The organism is Stenotrophomonas terrae (assembly GCF_039674165.1).
GTDB lineage: Bacteria > Pseudomonadota > Gammaproteobacteria > Xanthomonadales > Xanthomonadaceae > Stenotrophomonas > Stenotrophomonas terrae_A.
On sequence record NZ_JBDJMY010000044.1, the window covers coordinates 13,942 to 36,199 of the forward strand.

Sequence of the window (22,258 nt, forward strand, 5' to 3'; positions counted from 1 at the left end):
ATCTTCCTCAGTGTTGCTTAAGCGTGTTGTGTTTGAAGGGGTTTAAGCACTGCGTGCAGCGCCTCATCGATGGGCTGCGGACGGAAATCCGCGGCCCCGACAGCAGCAAGCCGGACCTGGGCGCTGACCAGTACCTGGTCATCGCGCAGCACCGCCTGCGCCATCAACAAGCTGGCCCGCCGGCATTGCACCAGTTCCACCGTGGTGGTCAGTACATCGTCAAGCTTGGCCGGCTTGAAAAAATCCAGCGTCATCGCCCGGACCACGAACATCTGCCCATCGCCTTCGCGCAGGGACGCCTGTCCGTAACCCAGGGCCCGCATCCATTCGGTTCGTGCCCTCTCCATGAAGGCCACGTAGCGGGCGTGGTAGACCACGCCGCCAGCGTCGGTATCTTCCCAGTAAATGCGTGTCGGCCAACTGAACCGAGACTCATTCGTCATCGCGCTGCTCCGCGAACAGGTCCACCGGCGCCGGCGCAGCCTTGGGCTTGAGGCCCAGATGGCGGTAGGCCTTGTTGGTGGCCATGCGCCCGCGTGCGGTGCGCACCAGGAAGCCCTGCTGGATCAGGAACGGCTCGACCACGTCTTCCAGGGTGCCGCGCTCCTCGGAAAGCGCCGCGGCCATCGACTCGACCCCGACCGGGCCGCCGTCGAAATACTCCACCAGGGTGCGCAGCATGCGCCGATCCAGCTCGTCAAAGCCTTCCGGATCGACCTTGAGCATCTGCATGGCGGCCTGCGCCACGTCCTGGTCGATATGCCCAGCCGCCTTGACCTGCGCGTAATCGCGCACGCGCCGCAGCAGCCGGTTGGCGATACGCGGGGTGCCGCGCGAACGCCGTGCGATTTCGCCTGCGCCCTCGGCACTGCAATCGATGCCGAGGATGGCCGCCGAGCGCCGCACGATGCGGGTCAACTCGTCAGCCGAATAGAACTCCAGCCGCTGCACGATGCCGAAACGGTCGCGCAGCGGCGCGGTCAGCAGGCCGGCGCGGGTGGTGGCACCGATCAGGGTGAACGGTGGCAGATCGAGCTTGATCGAGCGTGCGGCCGGGCCGTCGCCGATCATGATGTCGATCTGGAAATCCTCCATCGCCGGGTACAGCACTTCCTCGACCACAGGCGAAAGACGATGGATTTCGTCGATGAACAACACATCATGCGGCTGCAGATTGGTCAGCAGTGCGGCCAGATCACCGGCTTTTTCGATCACCGGGCCGGAGGTGACGCGCAGCGCCACGCCCAGTTCATTGGCGATCACATGACTGAGCGTGGTCTTGCCCAGACCGGGCGGACCGAAGATCAGCACATGATCCAAGGCTTCGTGGCGTGCCTTGGCGGCCTGGATGTAGATATCCATCTGCTCGCGCACCGGCGCCTGGCCAAGATAATCGGCAAGGCTGCGCGGGCGGATGCTGGCGTCGGCGGCGTCATCCTCACGGGTGGCGCCGGCGCCGATGATGCGGTCGTCAGTCATCTGGGTATGTTACGGCCTGCCATGCGGGAATAGGAGCTGGTTTTGGCGAGAAGTGAGGGAAGACGTGCGAGAAGTGAGTGAAGAGGAGTGAGGAGCAAGAGAAGGCGGCGGCAACGGCAGTTCATGCTTTCCACGACCCGGTTGCCACATGCGAGCAAGGCGGCAACACAGAAGCTGCTCCAGCCCTATCTCGCTCCTCACTCCTCCTCACTCACTCCTGCACGCTAGATTTCCACCTGCGCGCCCAATTCCACCAACCGATTACCCGGTATGCGGAAGAAGCCGGTGGCCGGCGCCGCGTTGCGATGCATGAAGGCGAACAGTTTGTCGCGCCAGATCGGCATGCCACGGTTGGCGCTGGCCACGATGGTCTCGCGGCTGGCAAAGAAGGTGGTGTCCATCGGGTCGAAATAGATGCCGCCGTGGTCGCAGGAACGCATCAGCGCCAGCGGGATGTCCGGGGTTTCCATGAAGCCGTAGCGCACGTAGACGCGGTAGAACTCATCGCCCACCGAATCGATGCGCAGGCGCTGGCCATCGGCCGCGTACGGCATCGGCAGCGTTTCCACGTGCAGGAACACATTGCGCTCGTGCAGCACCTTGTTGTGCTTGAGGTTGTGCATCAGCGCATGCGGAACCACGGTCGGGTCGGCGGTGAGGAACACCGCCGTGCCCGGCACCCGTACCGGCGGCGCCAGCATCAGGCCCGGCAGGAAGGTGTCCAGGCGGATACCGTCCTTGCGGATCTCGTCACGCAGCAACTCGCGGCCGCGCCGCCAGGTGCGCATCATCGTGAACAACACCAGCCCAAGCACCAGCGGGAACCAGGCGCCCTGCAGCAGCTTGGCGCCATTGGCGATCACAAAGCCGAGGTCGATGAACAGGAACACCACGCACAACGCGACGATGGCATGGCGCGCACGCGGCCACAGCACCCGCGCCACCAATGCCAGCAGCATGGTGTCGATCAGCATCGTGCCCGACACCGAGATGCCGTAGGCCACCGCCAGATTGCTGGAGCTGCGGAACGCCAGCACCAGCCCGAAGACCATCACCGCCAGCCCCCAGTTGATGCCGGGGATGTAGATCTGGCCAATCGTGTCGTGCGAGGTATGCAGGATGCGCATGCGCGGGATGTAACCCAGCTGCATGGCCTGCCGCGAGACCGAGAACGCGCCGGTGATCACCGACTGGCTGGCGATCACCGCCGCCATCGTTGCCAGCAGGATCATCGGGATCAGCGCCCACTCCGGCACCGCCTCGAAGAACGGATTGGCCACCGCGTCCGGGCGCTGCAGCACCAATGCACCCTGCCCCAGGTAGTTGAGCACCAGGCACGGCAGCACGAAGAAATACCAGGCGTGGCGGATCGGCGGCGCACCGAAGTGGCCCATGTCCGCATACAGCGCCTCGCCACCGGTCACCGCCAGCACCACCGCGCCGAGGATGAAGATGCCGTGCCAGCCGTGTTCCATGAAGAACCGCGCTGCCCATAGCGGATTGAAGGCCTTGAGCACTTCCGGTGCGGCGATCACGTTCCAGATGCCGATGGCGGCCAGTGACAGGAACCAGATGGTCATCACCGGCCCGAACACCTTGCCCACCTTCTCGGTGCCGAAGCGCTGCGCGGCGAACACCGCGGCCAGCACCACCAGCGTGATCGGCACCACGAAGTGGCCCAACCCCGGTGCCGCGACCTCCAGGCCCTCGACCGCACCCAGCACCGAGATGGCCGGGGTGATCACCCCGTCACCGAAGAACAGCGAGGCGCCGAAAATGCCGAGGATGCCCACCACGTAGGCCGAGCGCGAACCATTGCGCAGGGTGCGCTGGGCCAGCGCCATCAAGGCCATGATGCCGCCCTCGCCGTCGTTGTCGGCGCGCATGATGATGGTCACGTACTTGAGGGTGACCACCATGTTCAAGGCCCAGAACGCCAGCGACAACACGCCCAGCACGGTGTCATGGTCGCTGTTGAGCCCGTAATGCGGCGAGAACGCCTCCTTCAAGGTGTACAGCGGGCTGGTGCCGATATCGCCGAACACCACGCCAATGGCGCCGACGACCAGCGCCATGCCGCCGGCAGCACCGCCGCCGCCATGACCGTGGCCATGACCTTGGGTGGAAGATTCAGACGTGGAAGAAGCGTGGGACATGGCGATCTCAGGTTGGCGTCATGCTGCCGAAGGGGTTAACGCAGCGCCGCTTGCAGCGCTTTACGGATGACCGTGGCGACATCATCGCCCTCGGCACCGGCATCGCGCGCCATCTTGGCGGCCTCTGCCGGTTTATAGCCCAGTTGCTGCAACGCCACTGTCGCCTCGGACACTGCATCGTTGCCCAACGCACCGGCAATCGGTGCGCCGCCGCCGGTGAAATTGGCCGCGCGGTCACGCAGTTCCACCACCATACGCTCAGCGGTCTTCTTGCCTATACCGGGGATACGGGTCAGCGCGGTGACATCGCCGGTCTGGATCAGCCGTGCGAACTCATCCACGCTGGCCCCGGACAGCACCGCCAGTGCAATCTTGGCGCCGATGCCGGACACCTTCTGCACATCGCGGAACAACCGCCGCTCGCCCTCGCGCAGGAAGCCGTACAGCGAAACGCTGTCTTCCTTCTGCGCGTAATGGGTGAACAGGATGATCTCGCGACCGACATCGGGCAGGTCGTAGAACGTGCTCATCGGCGCTTCCAGCTCATAGCCCACGCCATTGACGTCGATCACCAGCCACGGGGGTGCCTTGTGGGCGAGGATGCCGCGCAGACGACCAATCATTCGAAGAACCTCATTTCCGACTCCAAGCCTGCCGCACGTCCACCCCCAGCCGATTGGCGGTGGCGCGGACATGCGCGTGGGTAATGGCCACCGCCAGTGCATCGGCGGCGTCAGCCTGTAATTTGCCCTGCAGGTTCAGCATCAAACCCACCATATGCTGCACCTGTTGCTTTTCCGCGCCGCCGCGACCAACCACGGCCAGCTTGATCTCGGTGGCGGCGTATTCGCTGACCGGCAGGTCGCGCATCACCACCGCGCACACCGCCGCACCGCGCGCCTGCCCCAGCTTCAGGGCCGAATCGGCATTCTTGGCCATGAACACCCGTTCGATCGCCACTTCCTGCGGCTGGAATTCCTCGATCAAGGCGTGCAGGCCATGCGCCAGCAAGCGCAGCCGCTGCGGGAAATCCGCCGCACCCAGCAGCACCAGCGGCGCGTGATGGACGTGTCGGGCACGGCCATTGGCGTCGATGTCGATGATGCCGACGCCGGTACGCTGCGAACCGGGATCAATGCCAAGGATGCGGGTCATAGTGCCTCTACCAGTAAAAAACGGCGCCCAGCATGGCCGGACGCCGTCTCACCCGGTGGGACCGGGCGGGTCGTCAGACCCGCTCCAGGCTCGCCTGGTCAACGTTGGAATACACGTCCTGCACGTCGTCCAGGTCTTCAAGCATGTCCAGCAGCTTTTTCACCTGCACGGCGGTGTCGGCATCGACGGCAACGTCATTGTCGGCACGGAAGGTGATTTCGCTGTGATCCGGCTCCAGCTTGGCCGCCGCCATCGCAGTTTTCACCGACAGGAATGCTTCCGGGGCGGTAATCACGTCGATCGAACCATCCTCCGGATAGACCGCGATGTCGTCGGCACCGGCCTCGATCGCAGCTTCGGTGATGGTTTCCTCATCCGCGCCGGGGGCGAAGCTCAGCACGCCGAGCCGCTTGAACATGAACGACACCGAGCCTTCGGTGCCCATGTTGCCGCCGCACTTGCTGAAGGCATGGCGCACGTCGGCCACGGTACGCACGCGGTTGTCGGTCAGGCAGTCGACGATCACGGCAATGCCGCCCGGGGCATAGCCCTCGTAGCGCACTTCCTCGTATTCCACACCTTCCAGCTCACCGGTGGCCTTCTTGATCGCGCGCTCGATGACATCCTTGGTCATGTTCGCGCTCAGGGCCTTGTCCACCGCGGTGCGCAGACGTGGGTTGTTGTTTGGGTCGCCTCCGCCACCGCGGGCAGCAACGCTGATCTCCCGGATGATTTTGGTGAAAATCTTGCCGCGCTTCGCGTCATTCGCGTTTTTGCGGCCTTCGATGGAAGGACCTCGACCCATGGGAATACCGTACATCTGTCAGGAACAGGACGGTAATTCTACCTGATCCCCCGCCACGGCCCCGTCATTGTCCGCTTACGGCGGCAACCGCTGGGAAGCGCCCCTGGCGCAGGAAGCCGGCGGTCAGCGTGGCCACCTCCGGCGACAGCACCAGCCCGCTGTGGCTGACCGGCACCACGCAATGGTCGGCCAGGCCCGGCAGGCGGGTTTCGGCCAGGCCTACGGTGCCATCGGACTCGCCCTCCAGCGCGCCCATCATCGCCCCCAACCCATGCGCCACCGAGCCGGCGATCAGCCCGACCTCGGCTTGCCCCTGCCAATCCGGTAGGCCGTGCAGCAGCAGGTCACCGCTACGCCCGAGCGCGGCCGACCAGCCATGCTCGGCCATGGAACGGGCAGTGCCGCTGCCGCATAGCGGCGAACCCAGGCAGACCACCCGCGGCACCTGCAGTGCCGGCGAACGACGCAGCGCTTCCAGTGCCACCAAGCCGCCCAGGCTGTGCCCGACCAGCGACACCGGCCCAAGCCGCTGCAGCCGCTGCACCAGTTGCGGCACCGCCTGCTCAGGGCCGCCGAACACACTGGCGTAGCCGAAGGTATCCACCACGAAGCCCTGGCTGCGCAGGCGCCATGCCAGCGGCAACAACCAGGAGCGGGTGTTCCAGATACCGTGCAGTATCAGCACTCGGGGACGCGGGGAATTCTGCAGGGACATGCGCGCAGTTTCCGTCATCGGCCTTGCTCACCACAACGGGCTGGCGCACCGCCTTCAGTCGAAGTTGTAATCCAACTGCACGGCCAGCTGCCTTCCCACCGCGCTGTAGACATCGTCGTAGTAGTAGGGGAACTTGGCATTGCTGCTGTCGCGTGGCGGCGGCGTATCGAAGACATTGTTGACGAACAGTGTCACAGCGGCCTGCTCGGTGAGGCGTTTGCCGATGTTGGCATTCCACAGGAACAGCGGCGGCAGGCGTCCATTGCCGTCGACCCGGGGCAGGCTGCCGTAGCGGATGCCAAACAGGTTGGCGGACCAGCCCGTCGTCCCCTGCCAGCCGAGGCTGGCGCTGAAATTGCTGCGAAAGGCGCGGTTCTCGCCGGATTGCCAAGGCACCTGCCGCCACTGCTCGTGCAGGGTGCCCGGTGCACGTACACGCCGGCTGGCATGCAACATGCGCGACCACGCCGAATGGAGGGCGAACTGACCGGCGGCAGTATCCATACGCGCATCCACTACCGCATCGAGGCCGCGCACACGCTCATTGGATTGGTTGGCCGCCATCGATTCGACCATGACAATGCGGCCCACACCGCCGCCACTACGCACCACTCTGGCGCGCGCCTTGCGGCACTCCCACGAGCGCAGATCCGCGCTCGAAGGACTACCGTCCAGTTTCATTCCGGTGCTGCATTCGGCCTCGTCGCGCAGCAGTACCAGCGGCGCTATGCGGCCAATCCCCTGCTCGCTGCGCACGTCCCAGTAGTCCAGGCTCATCGACATCGCCTCGGCGGCGTCCCAGACCACGCCCAGCGTACTGGACACCCCGGACTCGGCACCCAGTCCGGGGTTTCGCGATGTCCGGGTCAGGAACGCCGAGGTAAACGCTGCGCAATCAGGGTTTGCACCGGCCTGCATGCAGCGCAGTACATCCACTGCGCTTCCAAAACTGCCGCCGCCGTCGGTATACGTCCAATGCATATCCGGGACCTTGAAGCTGGTGGCGTGGCTGGCGCGCAATAGTAGGCCTGCCAACGGACGCCACTCCAGGCCCGCGCTCCAGGTCGGCGTGATGCCCAGCGATGCGCTGTCATCGTATTTGTCCCAGCGCCCGGCGAGGTTGAGCTTGAGCGTGCTGGCCAAGGGGATGCGTGCCTCGCCACCGAGTGCATAGCGGCTGCGGCCGCCGGCGCCGACGCTACCTGCCAGGTCGTACAGTTCAAGCTGCAAGGGCAGCACCGAGGGCCGGTTCTGCAGCGCATAACTCTGGTGACTGGCCTCCAGCACCAGCGCCATCCCCAGTTTCCCGGTCTTCAACTCGGCGATGTCACCGGACAGCACGTAGCTGGCGCTGTCCACCTGGCTGCGCGCGCGGTATTGCACGGTCGCCGACATCGCGCGGTATTCCCCGGTGGTAAGCGGGCGATACCAGTGGTCGAGATTGAGCGGCTGGATGATGACGCCATCATCAGTGAAGCCCTGCGCCTGGCCGAAGAAAAAAGCGTTGACCTGCGCGCCGAGCAGCCGCCTGAAATCGCGTTGCAGGCGGTAGTCGGAGTGACCGAGCGTAAGGTTCCACTCCATGTCTTTCCACGCATCCCCGCGCAGCCCCAGCGCCAGATCTGCCATCTGCTCGGCATAACGATCATTCATCGGCGCCAGGCCGCCCATCTCCTGCGGGGTCAACACCCGCAGCGGTGAAACCAGACCCAGCTGCGGGTCCTGCACCAGGTTCACCCTGCCAGTGCGGCTGCTGTGCGGGCCGGTGATGGTTTCAGGTACGGCCGCGATCTCGCTGCGTGCATGCCGTAGCTGCACCGTCGTCCACAGCTGGATGTCGGCAGGCAGGTCACGCTCGGCATGCAGGCGCCCGGATATTTCCCGACGCGCATCTGCAAGTGATGCATAACCGGCATTTCGCCATGTGCCACAGCCCCAGCCATGTGCCTGGCCCGGTGCTGCCGCGTAGTTCCAGTCAACAAAGGCCGTGTCCCAGCGCTCACAGACACCGGCCGGCAAGGCCTGCAGCACCCCGCCTTCTCCTTCCACTCCCAGCCCAAGTGCGGGCTGCGGCCCTGCCGCGGATTGCGGCGCAACCTGGATTCCGCGTTGGTAGCCACGCAGCAGTTCGTCCTGCGCGAACTGCAGCACGTAGTCCGCGCGCCAGTCCTGGCCGCTGAAGCCCGCCGACCAGTGCATATCCACCCGATCAGCACCGCCCTGGGTACTGGTCCCTGTGCGCAGCTTCAACTGATGGCCGTCGCGCGGCTGCTTAAGCACGATGTTGATCACCCCGGCGATCGCATCGGCGCCGTAAACCGCCGATGCCCCACCGGTCATCACCTCGACCCTGTCCACGCCGGCCAGCGGAATGCTGCCCAGACTCTGGAAGTTGCTGCGCCCATTGGAGGGAAAGGGATAGTCCGGCACACGCCGGCCGTCGACCAGGATCAACGCACGCCCGGCGCCCAGGCCCCGCAGATTCACCGGCTGGGCATTGGCGGAGAAACGACCGCCGCCGCTCTGCGACTCGGCGCCGTAGACACTCATGCCATTGATGGCCAATACCTCGGCCAGTGAAAACCGACCCTCGCGCTCCATCTGCTCGGCACTGATCACCGTCAGCGGTGCCGCACCTTCAAACTCACTGCGGCGAATACGCGAGCCGGTGACCTGCAGTGCGCCCAACGAGGTTGCCACCTGCGGCAGCAGCCGTGGCTGGGCCGGTTTGGCCGCCGCTGCCGGCAGTGGCTTGGGCGCCGCGACAATGGTAACAACCCCGCTATCGGTCAGCCGGTAACTCAGCCCGCTGCCGGCCAACAGCTGCTGCAGGGCTTCGGCGGCGCTGTAACGCCCGCTCAACGCCGGCGCGGTTTTGCCACGCAGCATCTGCGGGGCCATCAGGATCTGCAGATCGGCCGCCGCTGCCAGCTCCGCCAATGCCTGTTCCAGCGGCTGTTGCGGCATTTTGTAAGCCTGCATCGCTGCCGGTGTCTGTGCCCTGGCCGCGGTGCCGAACAGCAACAGACACAGCAGTGCGGGGGCCAGCCAGTGCCGGCGCTTGCCACCCAGCCTCTCGGGGTCATCTGTAGCGGCAATCATCCCCTCTCCCAGTAGCAATCCGGCTGGCATGGCGATCCCAACCCGGTGTACAGACGCAGCAAGCGCAAAACACCTCATCTGGCAGAATCGCTGGCACTAGCCCAAGCTGCGCGTGCCGATTCAGACTGTCAACGCCCGCCAATGACTGCCGCCCTGCCGCCCGCCCAGCCGCCTCCCGACACCGTCCGGGACACGGGCAGCATGGCCCAACAGTACCGCCCACGCCTGATGCGTTACTTCAGGAACCACCTGGGTTCGGTTGAAGATGCGGAGGATCTCACCCAGGAAACCCTGGTGCGGATGATGCGCGATCCACAGGCCGACAGGGTCAACAATGTCGAAGCCTATCTGATGACCATCGCGGGCAACCTGTTGCGCGACCGCTACCGCCGCGACCGTACCCGGCATACCGGCCAACACGTATCCCTGGACGAAACGACCGAGGACTGGCCTGCCGAAACTGTCTGCGGCGAGCGCGTCTACCAGGACCGCGAACGCCTGCAGAACTTCCTCAAGGTGCTGGATGACCTGCCGCCGCGCTCCCAGCAGGTATTCCTGCTGCACCGCTATGAAGGCCTCACCTATCGCGCGATTGCCAGCCAGCTGGGTATCAGCGTCAGTGCCGTCGAAAAACAAATGATGCGTGCCCTGCTCCACTTCGGCACGCGGCTGGAGCAACCATGAAACAGACCCCGCTGAATGTCGTGGAAGACGCCGACCCGATCCGGACCCAGGCCGCCGTCTGGTTCGCGCGCCTGCACGATGATGAAGTGAGCGAGGCCGAGCAGGCCGAGCATCAGGCCTGGCTGGACGCCGACCCCGCACATCGGCAGGCGCATGAACGTATCGAGCGCACCTGGATGATGCTGAGCGACTTTTCGGCCACGCCGGAAATCAGCCAACGGCTTGCGGCAATACCTGCAGCCACGCCGCAAGCACTGCCGCAACCGCGTCGCAGGCCCGGCCGCATGCGCTGGCTGGCCGCCTGCGCGGCTGCCGTGACCGCCGTGGTCATCGGCTGGCGGCTGCTCGCTCCGGCACCGGCAACCGAGCTGCGCTATGCCAGCGCGGTCGGCGAACACCGCAGCATCACGCTGGAAGACGGCACCCGGATCGAACTGGACACCGGCACCCAGCTGCGCGTGCGCTACAGCGCGCAGCAGCGCCGCATCCACCTGGATCAGGGCCGGGCCTTCTTCAAGGTGGCACGCGATACCGCGCGCCCACTGACGGTGGATACCGCGCAGGGCAGCGTTCGCGCCGTCGGCACCGAGTTCGAGGTCTATCGCCGCGCCGATGCGCTGGATGTCACCTTGTTCGAAGGCAAGGTACAGCTGCGCGCGGCTGCCGCCGATGACAGTACGGCAGCACTTGCGACCCTCATTCCCGGCCAACGCGCGCACCTGGCGGCGGGGCAACGCCCGCAGGTGCAGACCTTCCAGGGCGGCAGCGCACCGGCATGGCTGCAGGGGCAGCTGGTGTTCAACGACCTGCCGTTGCGTTTGGCGGTGGAGGAATTCAACCGCTATGGCGGCACGCCGCTGCGGGTCGACGATGCGGCCTTGGGCGAACTGCGCATCTCCGGGGTTTTCCGCAGCAATGACAGTGCCGGCTTTGTTGAAGCGCTCGCGGCCCTGCACGGCATTTCACCGCGCAAAAATGCCGCCGGCGAAACCGAACTGCGGCGCTGACGCGGCACGCCGCCAACGCGGCCGAGCGCCATGCATACGGCTTACAACGCCTGCCGCAGTGCCTGCCTGATCCGCTCACGTTCCTGCTGTTGCAGCGCCAATACTGCCCGCAGCCGCTGATTCTCCTGCTGCAACTGGCGCAGCTGGCGCGCCTGCGGCGCGCGCATGGCGCCGCAGGTACGCCGCAGCAAGGCCAGCGCCGCGTCATTGAAACCGTGCTTGCGGCACAGCGCGCGCAAGCTCGCTGCGTCATCCACCTCACGCAGGAATTCGATTACCTGCTCTTGGTCAAAACGTTTGCTCATGCCTGCTTCCGCCCTGCCGGCAGCTGCATTCAACACGCGCGCTGCCGTCCTTCGCATCAACCGGAAATCCGCACCTTGGCTGCGCAAGCAACACACCGCCAGGTCCGCCATGCAGGAGTCCGACGCGCTCGCACTGCGAAAAACCGGCTCCCTTGCTCTATAGACGCGACAGGCACGCAGCAGCCACAGCGATGCAGCGCACACTTTGCAACATGCACACAACAACCTGCATCGCAGCCAGTGCGCGCTACCAGATTTGTGAGTGGAAACCTTCAGACGGATACAAATCCGGCGCGTGCAACGGGCCGAGTTTGTGAAAGCAGCGCGCGTCGCGCGGCTGGCGTTCAATGGAGCGCGGGAGGGGCAGTACGCAGCAGCGTTGTAGCTGGCACGGCACTCACCGGGCCTTGCCCAGTGCAATCAGACAGCAGCCCGACGCAGGATGAATTCCTTGTCGCGGGTATTGCCGACCGGGAATTCATACCCGCCGACCTGCTCGAAACCGTGCCGAGCGTAAAAGCGCTGCGCACCAAAGTTCTCCGACCACACGCCAATCCACAGCGTCCGTCCCGGAGTCTGCAGCCATTGCAGGGCCGCCTCGAACAACTGCCCGCCGCGACCACCGCCCTGGTGATCGCGCAACACATACAGGCGCTTCAACTCGCCATCGGCCGCGGTGGCCTGCGGATGCGGCAGCCCGCAGGGGCCGGCAAAGGCAAAACCCACCGCCTCGCCCTGCACCTCCAACAGCCACGCCGCGTAGTCCCCGGACTGCAGCTGCTGCCGCTGCAGTTCCAGCGGATAGGCCGTGGCCAGATAGGCGGCCAGATCCTCAGGCGGATACAGGTGGCCGAACGTTTCCACAAAGGTACGTTCGGCCAGGTCGCACAGCAGTGCGGCATCTTCAGCGGTAGCGCGACGGATAGTCATGAAGCCAGGAACCAGAGAAGAGGAAGCAGCAACGAAGCTAGCTTGAGCATCCAAGCAGTGTCCCAAACAAAAAAACCAGGAACCAAAGAAGGCCTCACGCTCTCTCTGGTTCCTGGTTCCCAGCGGCTGGTTACGGGCTCTTGGGCCGTACCTGCACGTGTACTTCAGCCAGCTGTGCATCGGCGATCGGCGACGGGGCGTCGGTCATCAGGCACTGCGCGCCGGTGGTCTTCGGGAACGGGATCACGTCACGGATGGACTCGGTGCCGGCCATCAGCGCGGCAATACGGTCGATACCGAAGGCAATGCCGCCGTGCGGCGGTGCGCCGTAGTTCAGCGCATCCAGCAGGAAGCCGAACTTGGCACGGGCTTCTTCGGCACCGATGCCGAGCAGCTCGAACACTGCGCTCTGCATTTCCGGGCGGTGGATACGGATGGAACCGCCGCCGATCTCGTTGCCGTTGAGCACCATGTCGTAGCCGCGCGATACCGCGGTCTTGGCATGCGTGCGCAGCTCGGCCACATCGTCCACCGCCGGCGCGGTGAAGGGGTGATGCAGGGCGACGTAGCGCTGCTCTTCCTCGTCCCACTCGAACATCGGGAAGTCGGTGACCCACAGCGGCGCCCAGGTATTTGCGACCAGGCCAAAGTCCTTGCCGGCCTTCAGGCGCAGCGCACCCATGAAGTCGGAGACCTTGTTGTAGCCGCCGGCACCGAAGAACACGATGTCGCCATTGCCGGCGCCAACGTGCTTGAGCAGCGCGGCGAAGGCATCTTCGGCGAAGAACTTCTGGATCGGCGAGCTGATCTCGCCGTTCTCGGCGATCTTGATGTAAGCCAGACCCTTTGCACCGTACTTGGCGGCATGGGCAGCGTATTCGTCGATCTGCTTGCGGCTGAGGGTGGCGCCGCCCGGGATGCGCAGCGCGGCCACGCGGCCGTCGGCGTCATTGGCAGCGGCGGTGAACACCGGGAACTCGCTGGTCTTGACCAGCTCGGCCACGTCCACCAGCTCCAGCGCGTTGCGCAGGTCCGGCTTGTCCGAACCAAAGCGACGCATCGCCTCGGCCCAGGTCATGCGCGGGAACTGCGCAGCCAGTTCCACGTCCACCACTTCCTTGAAGATGGCGCGGATCATGTTTTCGACGAAGTCCTGGATGTCGCTCTCGCGGACGAAGGCGAACTCCATGTCCAGCTGGGTGAATTCCAGCTGGCGGTCGGCGCGAAGCGCTTCATCGCGGAAGCAGCGTGCCACCTGGTAGTAGCGGTCGAAGCCGGCCACCATCAGGATCTGCTTGAACAGCTGCGGGCTCTGCGGCAGGGCGTAGAACTCACCCGGGTGCATGCGCGCCGGCACCAGGAAGTCGCGCGCGCCTTCCGGGGTGGCCTTGGTCAGGATCGGGGTTTCGATGTCCTGGAAGCCGCGCTCGTCCAGATGGCGGCGCAGGGCCTGCACCAGCTTGATGCGGGTGCGCTGCATGCGCTGCATTTCCGGGCGGCGCAGGTCCAGGTAACGGTACTTCAGGCGGGTTTCTTCGCCTGGGTTCTCGTGCGCATGGAACGGCAGCGGCGCGGCCTTGTTGAGGATGGTGATGCGCGTGGCGATCACTTCCACCTTGCCGCTGCGGATCTTGTCGTTGACCGCATGACGCGCGCGAACCACGCCCTCGACCTGCAGCACGTCCTCGTAACCGAGGCTGGCGGCGACGGCAAACACCTCCGCGTTGTCCGGCTCGACCGTGACCTGGACGATGCCTTCGTGATCACGCAGATCGATGAAACAGACGCCGCCGAGGTTACGGGCAACGTCGGTCCAGCCGGCGAGGGTCACGGTTTGGCCGATCAGGGTCTCGTCGACCAGGCCGCAGAAATGGGTACGCATGGAAAGCTCCGCAGGGGGCCCGGCACGAAACGGTGCCGGGTAGCCCCGTATTTTGGCGCTCAGCGGGGGCTGGAGCAAATCTGCCGCTCAGTCACGCCGCCTTAAGTGGGATTCGCCCTATAGTTCGGCCACCAAACCTGAACAGGGCAGCCGCCATGAACCACTCTCTCCTGCTTGCTGGCCTGGCAGCCCTGCTGGGCCTGGCCATGACCCCTTCCCCGGCGGCCGCCCAGGCCGGTTTCCCGGGCAGCCAGAACGGCACCATCCGTTGTGACAGCAACAGCAACCGCCAGCAGGTCTGCAATACCGGCTGGCGTGGCGCGGTGCTGGTGCGCCAGGTGTCCGATACGCGCTGTACCGAAGGCCGCAACTGGGGCAGCAACAATGGCAGCGTCTGGGTCAGCGGCGGCTGCCGCGCCGAATTTGCCGAAGCCCGCGGCAACTGGGCCGGCGGCAACGGCCAGGGCGGCTGGAATGGCAATGGCAATGGCAATGGCAACCGCACCATCCGCTGCGACAGCAACAACAACCGCCAGCAGGTCTGCAACACCGGCTGGCGCAGCGCGGTACTGGTCCGCCAGATCTCCGATACGCGCTGCACCGAGGGCCGCAACTGGGGCAGCAATAACGGCAGCGTCTGGGTCAGCGGCGGCTGCCGGGCCGAGTTCGCCGAAGGCCGCGGCGGCTGGGGCCCAGGCAATGGCAACGGCCAAGGTGGCTGGAACGGCAATGGCAATGGCAACCGCACCATCCGCTGTGACAGCAACAACAACCGCCACGTGGTCTGCAATACCGGCTGGCGCAGCGCGGTACTGGTCCGGCAGATTTCCGATACGCGCTGCACCGAGGGCCGCAACTGGGGCAGCAGCAACGGTACGGTCTGGGTCAACGGCGGTTGCCGTGGCGAATTCGGCGAAGGCCGCGGTGGCGGCAGCGGCTGGAACAACGGCGCCGGCAACGGCTACCTGGTCGAGTGCGCCAGCAGCAGCAACCGTCCCAATACCTGCGCCTGGGACCGCCGCCAGGGCCGCCCGGTCATCGTCCAGCAGCTGTCCGATACGCGCTGCGTGGAAGGCCGCAATTGGGGCTACAACGGCAACAGCATCTGGGTAAACGGCGGCTGCCGCGCGCGCTTCAGCGGCCGCTGAGCTTCCGGCTCAAGTGGAGCGGAGGGCGCCAGCAATGGCGCCCTCCGTGTTTCACGCCTCGCTGCCCCACGGTGCCGGCGGCAGCTGCACCGGCGTACTCAGGTCGAATTCCACCTGGAACAAGCGCCCATCCGGACGCGCCAGTTCGTAGACAAAGCGCTGGCCGGGCACCAGCTCCATCGCCCAGGTATTGCGCAGCGAGGCGGTCATGCCATGCGCGCTGAACATCGCCACCGACGCAGCATCGGCCGGGAATTCCTGGCGCGCGGCGCTGCCGGCCTGCGCGGTGTCACCGCCATACATGGTCACCGCATCCGGACTGCCGTCGGCATGGCGATGATCGTGCTTCAAACGCAGGCCGGTATCGGTACGGCTGATCACCCAGGTCCGCGAATGGTCATCCCCTACATGGAACGGCACCCGCAGTTCCTGTTGCGGGCTGTCGCAGCCACGCACATGCATCACCAGGGTTTTGCCATCGAACGGGTCCGGCGCGCTGGACTGCGGCTGGTTGGCGATGATGCGCCCGGCGAAGGCCTGCCCGCAGTACTGCGCCAACCCGGCAAGAAACTGATCGGCCGGTGCAACCGCCGCAGTGGCCGCATTGCCGGTAGCGCCGGCCATCGCCGAAGCCGGAACAATGGCCGCGCCGGCCAAGGCCAGCGCGCTGAAAAGAACGGAGAAGGAAGATGTTTTCATTCCCCGATCCTCGCCTACCCGTCAGCTCAAGGCAACGCGCCACCCACGTGTACGTCATTCCGCGCCGACTGCAGGGCACTGCGCCATTGCGCGGTCACCGCCGATTGTTCGCCGTACAAGGGCGTGGCCGCCGCCACGGCGCGCTGCCAATGCTGCACTGCCTCGCTGCGCTCGCCGCGCGCTTGCGCCCAGCGCGCCCGCAGCACCTGCTGGCGTACCGCCGCATAAGGGCTGTGCGCAAGCAGCGGCTCCACTGCGTCCAGCGCCTGCCCGGCCGCCGGCAACCGCTGCTTGGCCAGCAGCCATTCGGCCCAACTCTGCTGCAGGCGTATGCCATTGGCACTGCTGGCGGGGATCCGCGGCAACCACACTGCATGCGCACGCTGCACCAAGGCATCGCCTGCGTCCTTGCCCTGTGCGGCCAGCAACAGGCCAAGCTGCAGTTCCAGGTCCAGGCTGTCGGGATGATCTTTGCCTATGGCCGCGTTGCGTATTGCCAGTGCCTGCCGGTAGTCGGTTTCGGCGCTGGCCAGATCGCCCTGCGCCTGCGCCAGCTGCGCGGCGGTTTCGGTGATCAGCGAATAGTTGTAGCTGTCCTTGCCCAGCACTTCCGCCGACAAGCGCAGCGCCGTTTCAACAAAGGGCTGCGCGCGTGCATATTCGCCCTTGCGCATCAACGCCAACGCCAAGCGGTTGTTCTCGCTGACCACATAGATGCTGCGCTGCCCGAAGATCTTCGGTGCGCGGACCAGGTTTGCCTCGAACGCAGCGATGGCCGCATCCAGGTCGCCTCGGTCCATCACCATCAGCGTACGCTCGGTATTGCTGGCCCAGTAGTCGTACGACATCTCACCCAAGGTGCGCAGGAACATCGGCGTGGACTGGTCAAACGCGGCCGCCGATGCGGCCAGATCACCCTTGCGCCGGTACATCATGCCGAGGTTGTCCAGGGTCACGCCGATGTACTTTTCGCGCTTGCCGGCCTGGTGCCGCTGCAACGCCTGCTTGAACGCGGTTTCGGCATCGTCATAGCGCTGTTCGGACAGCAACGACAGCCCCAGCGAATTATAGGACTGGGCGACGCGGAAGCTGTCCGCCGGCTGCTTGCCCAGCAAGCCCAGCAAGCCCAGCAAGCCCAGCGCGCGCCGAGCCATGTTTGCGCCTTCCACGCCGTTGCGGTTGTTGGCATAGCTGCCTGCCAACAGGTTGAACAGGCGTGCGGCTTCGTCCAGATTCTTCTCGCCACCAGCTGCAGCCATGGCTTCTGCCGCCTGCAGCATCATCGGATTGGCACGCCGCAGGTCGCCGGTATTGCGGTAGGCCAGGCCAATCACGCCCTTCAGGCGCGCCTGTACTTCGGCCGATGCGTCCAACTCCTCATCCATCCGTGCCGCAGCACGGTCCAGCACTTCGCGGGCACTGATGTCCTCGCCGCCGCGCTCGCCTTTTTCGCGTGGATCAGCCGCCTGGAACATTTCCACCAGAAAGCCGCTGACCTGCTCGGCGATCTTCGCCTCGCGCTCAGCGGCGGCACGCTCGGCAGCCAGGCGCCACACAAACCAGGCCGCAAGCAGCAGCACCAACAGCAGCAGCCCTGCACCCTTCCAGTTGCGCCGCAACCAACGCCCTGTACGATACCAGCGACCACCTTGGCGCGCCCGCACCGGCCGATGCTGCAGGTAGCTACGCACATCGGCCGCCAGTGCTTCCACCGACGGATAACGCTGCTCGGTGGGCAAGGCACCGGCGTGCACCACGATGGCATCCAGATCACCGCGCAAGGCCCGCTTCCAACTGCAATCGGCCTGTGCCACCTGGCTGGGCGCGGCCACCGCCACACCCCCATCGTCCGCCCCACGCCGGCCGCCTTTGCAGGCCACCAGTTCGCTCAATACCGCGGCTAGACTGAAAACGTCACTGCTCACACCCGCTGCCTGCCCCGATTGCAGCTCCGGCGCCGCATAGGCCGGGGTGAAGAACTGCGCGGCCGCTTCGCTGTACGTATCGTCCAGCAGCCGCGACACCCCGAAGTCGAGCAATACCGGTTCGCCATCCTCACGCACCAGGATGTTGGACGGCTTCAGGTCGCAATGCAGCACCAACCGCGCATGCGCGGCCTGCACTGCGCTGCATACCTTCAGGAACAGCTGCAGGCGCTGGCGAAGATCCAGCTGTTGGCGCGCGCAGTACACATCCAGCGGCTCGCCACTTATGTATTCCATCACCAGGTAAGGATGCCCGCCCGGCGTGCTGCCTCCGTCGTACAGGCGCGCGATGTTGGGATGCTGCAGGCTGGCAAGGATGCGCCGCTCGGCGGCCAACCGCTCGGCAACACGTGCACCGGGTTTGCCGAGCAGAAACTTGATTGCCACTTCCTGCGCATACAGGCCATCGGCGCGCTCGGCGCGGAACACGATGCCCATGCCGCCACTGGCCAGCCGCTCACACAGGCGCCACGGCCCGATGCAATCACCTTCGCCCAGCTCCGATGGCGCGGCAGCGGCGAACAGCTGCGCCATCGGTTCACGGGCGCGGCCAAGATCGCAGGTCTGCGCCTGCAGCAGCTCCAGGGTTTCGGCAATGACTGCCGGATTGGCGCTCAGGCGCGCAAGCTCGGTCCGCCATTGCGAAGGCGCCAGCTCACACACCGCATCAAACAGCTCGCGTACCTGCTGCCAGTTTTCTCGATCCACCAACATCCCCTTTGCCGCGCACCCACCTCCAGGAGGCGTGCCGGTCGGGGAATGATAAGCGCCGCTCAGCGCTGGCGTACGTAAGAGCCGGACGCAGTGGACGACGCTGGCGCTGGATTCTCGGCGGAGCGCTCATCTCTTACGACCTCCGGATCAACGGGCGGCGTGGCTTCGTTGCTCAGCGGGTCAACATCCATCGGCCGGCGGAACACCAGCGATGGCAGCAGCGTGGTCAAGGCCGCGTACAGCAGCAGTGCACCAAACAGCACCGGCGATATCGCAAAACGCTCGCGCATGATCGCCGCCAGCACCAGGGTGAAAATCAAGGTGGGCGATAACGCCAAGGCCACCCGCAGGCTGGTGCGGAAGCTCTCGCCGAACATCAGGCGGCGCTGCAGCCAGATCACCGCGATGCGCAGCGGCAGCACCACCAGGGTGATCAGCAGGCCCAGCCCCAGCGCTTCAAAGCTCAAGGCTTCGGCCGGCACCTTGGTGCCCGCGTTGAAGAAGTAGAACGGCACGAAGAACGAGGCGAACAGGCGCAGTGCATGCAGGTTTTCATGCGATGCCAGCAAGGGCATACGCTGCTGCAGCAGGCGCGCCACCAGCCCGGCGATGAACGCACCCACCAGGTAATACACACCCAGCCCGTAGGTGATGTAGGCGGCCAGCATGCCCACCATCACCAGCAACGAGAACTCCGAGCCCGGCGCATGCGGCGCCACCCAGCGCCCCAAACCGACGAACAACAGCGGCAAACCCACCATCATCGCGAGCAGGGCAAAGCTCGACAGCGCCATATGCACCGGATCGCCGGCCTGCAGCACCACGAACAAGGCCGCCAGGGCTAGCAGCTCGCCGGCAATTGCCTTGCTGCTGACCCAGAAGCGTTCGGCGTCATCAAGCCCGAGCTGGGACAGGGAATCCATGATGAAACCGGTGGATGGCGTCAGCAGCGCCAAGGCCAGCAAGGCCGCCGCCTGCCACTGCAGGCCGGCGTAGTGCCAGGCCAGCCAGGCCATGCCGGTAAGCGTGGCACTGCGGATCAGCAGATGAGTGACCAGCGGCCACATGCCCTTGCGCAGGTCGGCGATGTCCACTTCCAGGCCGGCAAACAGGAACAGCGAGGAAATGCCCAAGGTGGCGAGCAGGTTGACCACCGGATCATGCGAGCCGTCGCCCAACCACAGCATCGCGCCAATGCCGAACACCAGACAGGTCAGCGGCGCGGGAATGCTGAAGCGCTGCAGCGCGCGTGGAATCACCAGCAACGCGAAGATCAACAGCAGATAGATCACTTCCCTGCTCATGGCGCGGGTGTCCTCTTTGAACGGATGCACGGGGCCGCGCGCACCAGCAACCGCCGCGCCGACGGTGCAACCGTCAGCCCAGCCGCACGCCGGCCAGCTCCCCAACCTGGCGCAGGATGCCATTCCTGCCGTCATCGTCCAGTGCAGAGCCCTGCAGGTAGCAGCTCAGCAGCCACGCCGGGCCACCGGCCAGGGGCCACAGCACGGCGATATCGTTGCTGGTGTCCTGGCCGTTGCTGCCGGTCTTGTCACCCACCCGCCAACCCTGCGGCAGGCCTGCACGCAGGCGCGCGTCGCCGGTCTGGTTGTCGATCAGCCAATCGGCCAGCTGCTGCCGCGAGGCCGGGCTGAGCACGTCGCCAAGCAGGAAGCGCTGCAGGTTGGCCGCCATCGCCGCCGGGCTGGTGGTGTCACGCGGATCGCCGGGCGCAAAGCGGTTGAGCTCGGGCTCGTTGCGCGCACTCACGGTGATGCGATCACCCTGCTCGCGCAGGAAGGCAGTTAGCCCCTGCGGGCCGCCGAGCAGAGGCAACAGCAGGTTGGCGGCGGCGTTGTCGCTGATGATCATGGTCGCCCGGCACAGATCGCGCACGGTCATGTCCTTGCCGACATGCCGCTCGGTGAACGGCGAGTGGCTGATGATGTCGCCTTGCCGCACCGCCACGCGCTGGTCCAGCGACAACCTGCCCGCATCGGCGCGGTGCAGGATGGCTGCGGCCAACGGCAACTTGACCGTGCTGCACATCGGGAAGCGCTCGTCCATGCGATGGCCATAGCGCGCGCCGCTGGCCGGATGCCATAGACACACCCCAAGGCGCCCGCCACTGGCCTTTTCCAGTGCGGCAAAGTCGGCGCTATGGGTCGGCATGGGTGAAGCGGCAACGGCGCTGCGCGCCAGCGCGGTCGGCAGCAGCGAGCTGGCCAGCGCGGCGCCGCCAAACATGAGGAACTGACGACGAGCAAGCATGGGGTTCTCCTAGGCTGATTAAGGCTGATGGTGAAGCCTGCAGGCGCTGACGACCATCACGAAGATTCATCGGGAGCCATTAGATTTATTTGTAGCAAAGTCACCAATTTGGCCACTCCAGCGGAAATAATGCGGCAGACCATCAACTTTCATCATGACTCCGCGATGATCCGCCCCCAGCTACCGCTCAACGCCCTACGCGCCTTCGAGGCTGCCGCCCGCCACCTCAACTTCACCCGCGCGGCGCTGGAGCTGTGCGTCAGCCAGGCGGCCCTGAGCCATCAGATCCGTGGACTGGAGGACAGACTGCAGGTCAGTTTGTTCCACCGGCTGCCACGCGGCGTGGCACTTACCGACGAGGGCGCGGCGTTGTACCCGGTGCTGACCGAAAGTTTCGACCGCATGGCGATCGCGCTGGACCGTTTTACCGGCGGCCGCTTCCGTGAGGTGCTCACCGTGGGTGTTGTCGGCACCTTTGCCACCGGCTGGCTGCTGCCGCGGCTGGCCGCCTTCGAGTCGGCGCATCCGGATATCGAACTGCGCGTGCAGACCCACAACAACCGCATCGATCTGGCCGGCGAAGGCCTGGATCTGGCGATCCGCTTTGGCGACGGTGACTGGCAGGGCCAGGATTGCGTACCGATCGTCGATACCGCGTTTGCACCGCTGTGTGCACCCGCGCTGGCGCGACGATTGCGACAGCCACGTGATCTGGCCAACGTGCCGCTGCTGCGCTCCTATCGCAATGACGAGTGGCCGCGCTGGCTGCAGTTGGCCGGGGGCAGTGGTGTCGAGGCGCGCGGCGCGGTGTTTGATTCATCGCTCACCTTGGCCAGCGCGGCCGCCACTGGTGCAGGCGTGGCGCTGCTGCCACTGCGCATGTTCGAGCAGGAACTGGCCGAAGGCAGGCTGTTGCAGCCATTCGCGCAGACGCTGTCATTGGGCCGATATTGGTTGACCCGCCTGCGCTCGCGGCAGGAGCGCGAGGCCTTGAAGCGGTTCCGCCTGTGGCTGCAGGCGCAGGACGGCCTGGATCTGTAGAGCCGAGCCATGCTCGGCAGGGGGCATCACCGGTAAACCCTCAGCCGAGCATGGCTCGGCTCTACCGTGAGGATTCCGGCAGTGTCAGCTTCGCGGCTGACGCCGCTCCTACAAACAGAGCGGAGCGGCCCTGTAGTGCCGAGCCATGCTCGGCAGAGGCGTCACCGGTAAACCCTCAGC

19 protein-coding genes are annotated in these 22,258 nt (G+C 65.6%); 4 read left to right on the forward strand and 15 right to left on the reverse strand.

Annotated features, from left to right (window positions below; translation table 11 throughout):
• Nucleotides 1-17 precede the first annotated feature (17 nt).
• The 8 genes from ybgC to ABE493_RS15900 all read right to left on the reverse strand — a co-directional run bounded on the left by ybgC (nt 18) and on the right by ABE493_RS15900 (nt 9,412).
• Nucleotides 18-443 (reverse strand): tol-pal system-associated acyl-CoA thioesterase, encoded by a 426-nt coding sequence (ybgC, locus tag ABE493_RS15865; protein ID WP_346499848.1) that lies wholly within the window; start codon nt 441-443, stop codon nt 18-20.
• A complete protein-coding gene (gene ruvB / locus ABE493_RS15870; protein ID WP_346499849.1) occupies nt 433-1,479 on the reverse strand; it encodes a Holliday junction branch migration DNA helicase RuvB in 1,047 nt (348 codons plus the stop codon). The genes ybgC and ruvB overlap by 11 nt, the downstream gene beginning before the upstream one ends.
• A 224-nt stretch (nt 1,480-1,703) precedes the next feature.
• Nucleotides 1,704-3,554, reverse strand: a complete 1,851-nt coding sequence (locus tag ABE493_RS15875; protein ID WP_430980798.1) for a potassium transporter Kup — start codon at nt 3,552-3,554, stop codon at nt 1,704-1,706.
• Nucleotides 3,555-3,670: 116 nt separating this feature from the next.
• Entirely contained in the window at nt 3,671-4,258 is a 588-nt protein-coding gene (ruvA, locus tag ABE493_RS15880; RefSeq protein WP_346499851.1) for a Holliday junction branch migration protein RuvA, read from the reverse strand.
• Between the two features lie 10 nt (nt 4,259-4,268).
• Nucleotides 4,269-4,790: a crossover junction endodeoxyribonuclease RuvC gene (ruvC, locus tag ABE493_RS15885; RefSeq protein ID WP_057628792.1), complete on the reverse strand. Its 522-nt coding sequence runs from the start codon at nt 4,788-4,790 to the stop codon at nt 4,269-4,271.
• A gap of 73 nt (nt 4,791-4,863) precedes the next feature.
• Complete coding sequence (locus ABE493_RS15890) at nt 4,864-5,595, reverse strand: YebC/PmpR family DNA-binding transcriptional regulator (protein WP_346499852.1); 732 nt, start codon at nt 5,593-5,595, stop codon at nt 4,864-4,866.
• A gap of 64 nt (nt 5,596-5,659) precedes the next feature.
• Nucleotides 5,660-6,310, reverse strand: coding sequence for an esterase/lipase family protein (locus ABE493_RS15895; RefSeq protein ID WP_346499853.1), 651 nt, complete (start codon nt 6,308-6,310; stop codon nt 5,660-5,662).
• Between the two features lie 54 nt (nt 6,311-6,364).
• Nucleotides 6,365-9,412: a TonB-dependent receptor gene (locus ABE493_RS15900; protein ID WP_346499854.1), complete on the reverse strand. Its 3,048-nt coding sequence runs from the start codon at nt 9,410-9,412 to the stop codon at nt 6,365-6,367.
• A 201-nt stretch (nt 9,413-9,613) separates the two neighbouring features.
• Here ABE493_RS15900 and ABE493_RS15905 point away from each other — a divergent pair, with 201 nt between their 5' ends.
• A complete protein-coding gene (locus ABE493_RS15905) occupies nt 9,614-10,096 on the forward strand; it encodes an RNA polymerase sigma factor (RefSeq protein ID WP_346499855.1) in 483 nt (160 codons plus the stop codon).
• A complete protein-coding gene (locus ABE493_RS15910; RefSeq protein WP_346499856.1) occupies nt 10,093-11,103 on the forward strand; it encodes a FecR family protein in 1,011 nt (336 codons plus the stop codon). The genes ABE493_RS15905 and ABE493_RS15910 overlap by 4 nt, the downstream gene beginning before the upstream one ends.
• Nucleotides 11,104-11,144: 41 nt before the next feature.
• On the opposite strand, the gene ABE493_RS15915 is transcribed toward ABE493_RS15910, so the two are convergent.
• The 3 genes from ABE493_RS15915 to aspS form a co-directional block, all read right to left on the reverse strand.
• Nucleotides 11,145-11,408, reverse strand: coding sequence for a transposase (locus ABE493_RS15915; RefSeq protein WP_346499857.1), 264 nt, complete (start codon nt 11,406-11,408; stop codon nt 11,145-11,147).
• A 420-nt stretch (nt 11,409-11,828) separates the two neighbouring features.
• Entirely contained in the window at nt 11,829-12,338 is a 510-nt protein-coding gene (locus ABE493_RS15920) for a GNAT family N-acetyltransferase (RefSeq protein ID WP_346499858.1), read from the reverse strand.
• 130 nt (nt 12,339-12,468) lie between these two features.
• Nucleotides 12,469-14,220, reverse strand: a complete 1,752-nt coding sequence (aspS, locus tag ABE493_RS15925) for an aspartate--tRNA ligase (protein ID WP_346499859.1) — start codon at nt 14,218-14,220, stop codon at nt 12,469-12,471.
• A gap of 155 nt (nt 14,221-14,375) precedes the next feature.
• Here aspS and ABE493_RS15930 point away from each other — a divergent pair, with 155 nt between their 5' ends.
• Nucleotides 14,376-15,368 carry a DUF3011 domain-containing protein gene (locus tag ABE493_RS15930; protein ID WP_346499860.1) on the forward strand — a complete coding sequence of 331 codons (993 nt, stop codon included), beginning with the start codon at nt 14,376-14,378 and terminating at the stop codon, nt 15,366-15,368.
• Nucleotides 15,369-15,419: 51 nt separating this feature from the next.
• Here ABE493_RS15930 and ABE493_RS15935 read toward each other — a convergent pair whose 3' ends face one another.
• The 4 genes from ABE493_RS15935 to blaCESS form a co-directional block, all read right to left on the reverse strand.
• Complete coding sequence (locus ABE493_RS15935) at nt 15,420-16,067, reverse strand: hypothetical protein (RefSeq protein WP_430980797.1); 648 nt, start codon at nt 16,065-16,067, stop codon at nt 15,420-15,422.
• A gap of 26 nt (nt 16,068-16,093) precedes the next feature.
• Nucleotides 16,094-18,760 (reverse strand): serine/threonine-protein kinase, encoded by a 2,667-nt coding sequence (locus ABE493_RS15940; protein ID WP_346499861.1) that lies wholly within the window; start codon nt 18,758-18,760, stop codon nt 16,094-16,096.
• A 65-nt stretch (nt 18,761-18,825) separates the two neighbouring features.
• Nucleotides 18,826-20,070, reverse strand: coding sequence for a cation:proton antiporter (locus ABE493_RS15945; protein WP_346499862.1), 1,245 nt, complete (start codon nt 20,068-20,070; stop codon nt 18,826-18,828).
• A gap of 73 nt (nt 20,071-20,143) precedes the next feature.
• A complete protein-coding gene (gene blaCESS, locus ABE493_RS15950; RefSeq protein WP_346499863.1) occupies nt 20,144-21,037 on the reverse strand; it encodes a CESS family extended-spectrum class A beta-lactamase in 894 nt (297 codons plus the stop codon).
• A gap of 165 nt (nt 21,038-21,202) precedes the next feature.
• Here blaCESS and ABE493_RS15955 point away from each other — a divergent pair, with 165 nt between their 5' ends.
• On the forward strand, nt 21,203-22,078 hold the full coding sequence (locus tag ABE493_RS15955; RefSeq protein WP_346499864.1) for a LysR family transcriptional regulator: 876 nt from the start codon (nt 21,203-21,205) through the stop codon (nt 22,076-22,078).
• Nucleotides 22,079-22,258 lie beyond the last annotated feature (180 nt).

Bases quoted from the DNA above. Each gene is read 5' to 3' on its own strand.
- ybgC (WP_346499848.1), bottom strand. From the start codon at position 443: ATGACGAATGAGTCTCGGTTCAGTTGGCCGACACGCATTTACTGGGAA.
- ruvB (WP_346499849.1), bottom strand. From the start codon at position 1,479: ATGACTGACGACCGCATCATCGGCGCCGGCGCCACCCGTGAGGATGAC.
- ABE493_RS15875 (WP_430980798.1), bottom strand. From the start codon at position 3,554: ATGGCGCTGGTCGTCGGCGCCATTGGCGTGGTGTTCGGCGATATCGGC.
- ruvA (WP_346499851.1), bottom strand. From the start codon at position 4,258: ATGATTGGTCGTCTGCGCGGCATCCTCGCCCACAAGGCACCCCCGTGG.
- ruvC (WP_057628792.1), bottom strand. From the start codon at position 4,790: ATGACCCGCATCCTTGGCATTGATCCCGGTTCGCAGCGTACCGGCGTC.
- ABE493_RS15890 (WP_346499852.1), bottom strand. From the start codon at position 5,595: ATGGGTCGAGGTCCTTCCATCGAAGGCCGCAAAAACGCGAATGACGCG.
- ABE493_RS15895 (WP_346499853.1), bottom strand. From the start codon at position 6,310: ATGTCCCTGCAGAATTCCCCGCGTCCCCGAGTGCTGATACTGCACGGT.
- ABE493_RS15900 (WP_346499854.1), bottom strand. From the start codon at position 9,412: ATGATTGCCGCTACAGATGACCCCGAGAGGCTGGGTGGCAAGCGCCGG.
- ABE493_RS15905 (WP_346499855.1), top strand. From the start codon at position 9,614: ATGGCCCAACAGTACCGCCCACGCCTGATGCGTTACTTCAGGAACCAC.
- ABE493_RS15910 (WP_346499856.1), top strand. From the start codon at position 10,093: ATGAAACAGACCCCGCTGAATGTCGTGGAAGACGCCGACCCGATCCGG.
- ABE493_RS15915 (WP_346499857.1), bottom strand. From the start codon at position 11,408: ATGAGCAAACGTTTTGACCAAGAGCAGGTAATCGAATTCCTGCGTGAG.
- ABE493_RS15920 (WP_346499858.1), bottom strand. From the start codon at position 12,338: ATGACTATCCGTCGCGCTACCGCTGAAGATGCCGCACTGCTGTGCGAC.
- aspS (WP_346499859.1), bottom strand. From the start codon at position 14,220: ATGCGTACCCATTTCTGCGGCCTGGTCGACGAGACCCTGATCGGCCAA.
- ABE493_RS15930 (WP_346499860.1), top strand. From the start codon at position 14,376: ATGAACCACTCTCTCCTGCTTGCTGGCCTGGCAGCCCTGCTGGGCCTG.
- ABE493_RS15935 (WP_430980797.1), bottom strand. From the start codon at position 16,067: ATGAAAACATCTTCCTTCTCCGTTCTTTTCAGCGCGCTGGCCTTGGCC.
- ABE493_RS15945 (WP_346499862.1), bottom strand. From the start codon at position 20,070: ATGAGCAGGGAAGTGATCTATCTGCTGTTGATCTTCGCGTTGCTGGTG.
- blaCESS (WP_346499863.1), bottom strand. From the start codon at position 21,037: ATGCTTGCTCGTCGTCAGTTCCTCATGTTTGGCGGCGCCGCGCTGGCC.
- ABE493_RS15955 (WP_346499864.1), top strand. From the start codon at position 21,203: ATGATCCGCCCCCAGCTACCGCTCAACGCCCTACGCGCCTTCGAGGCT.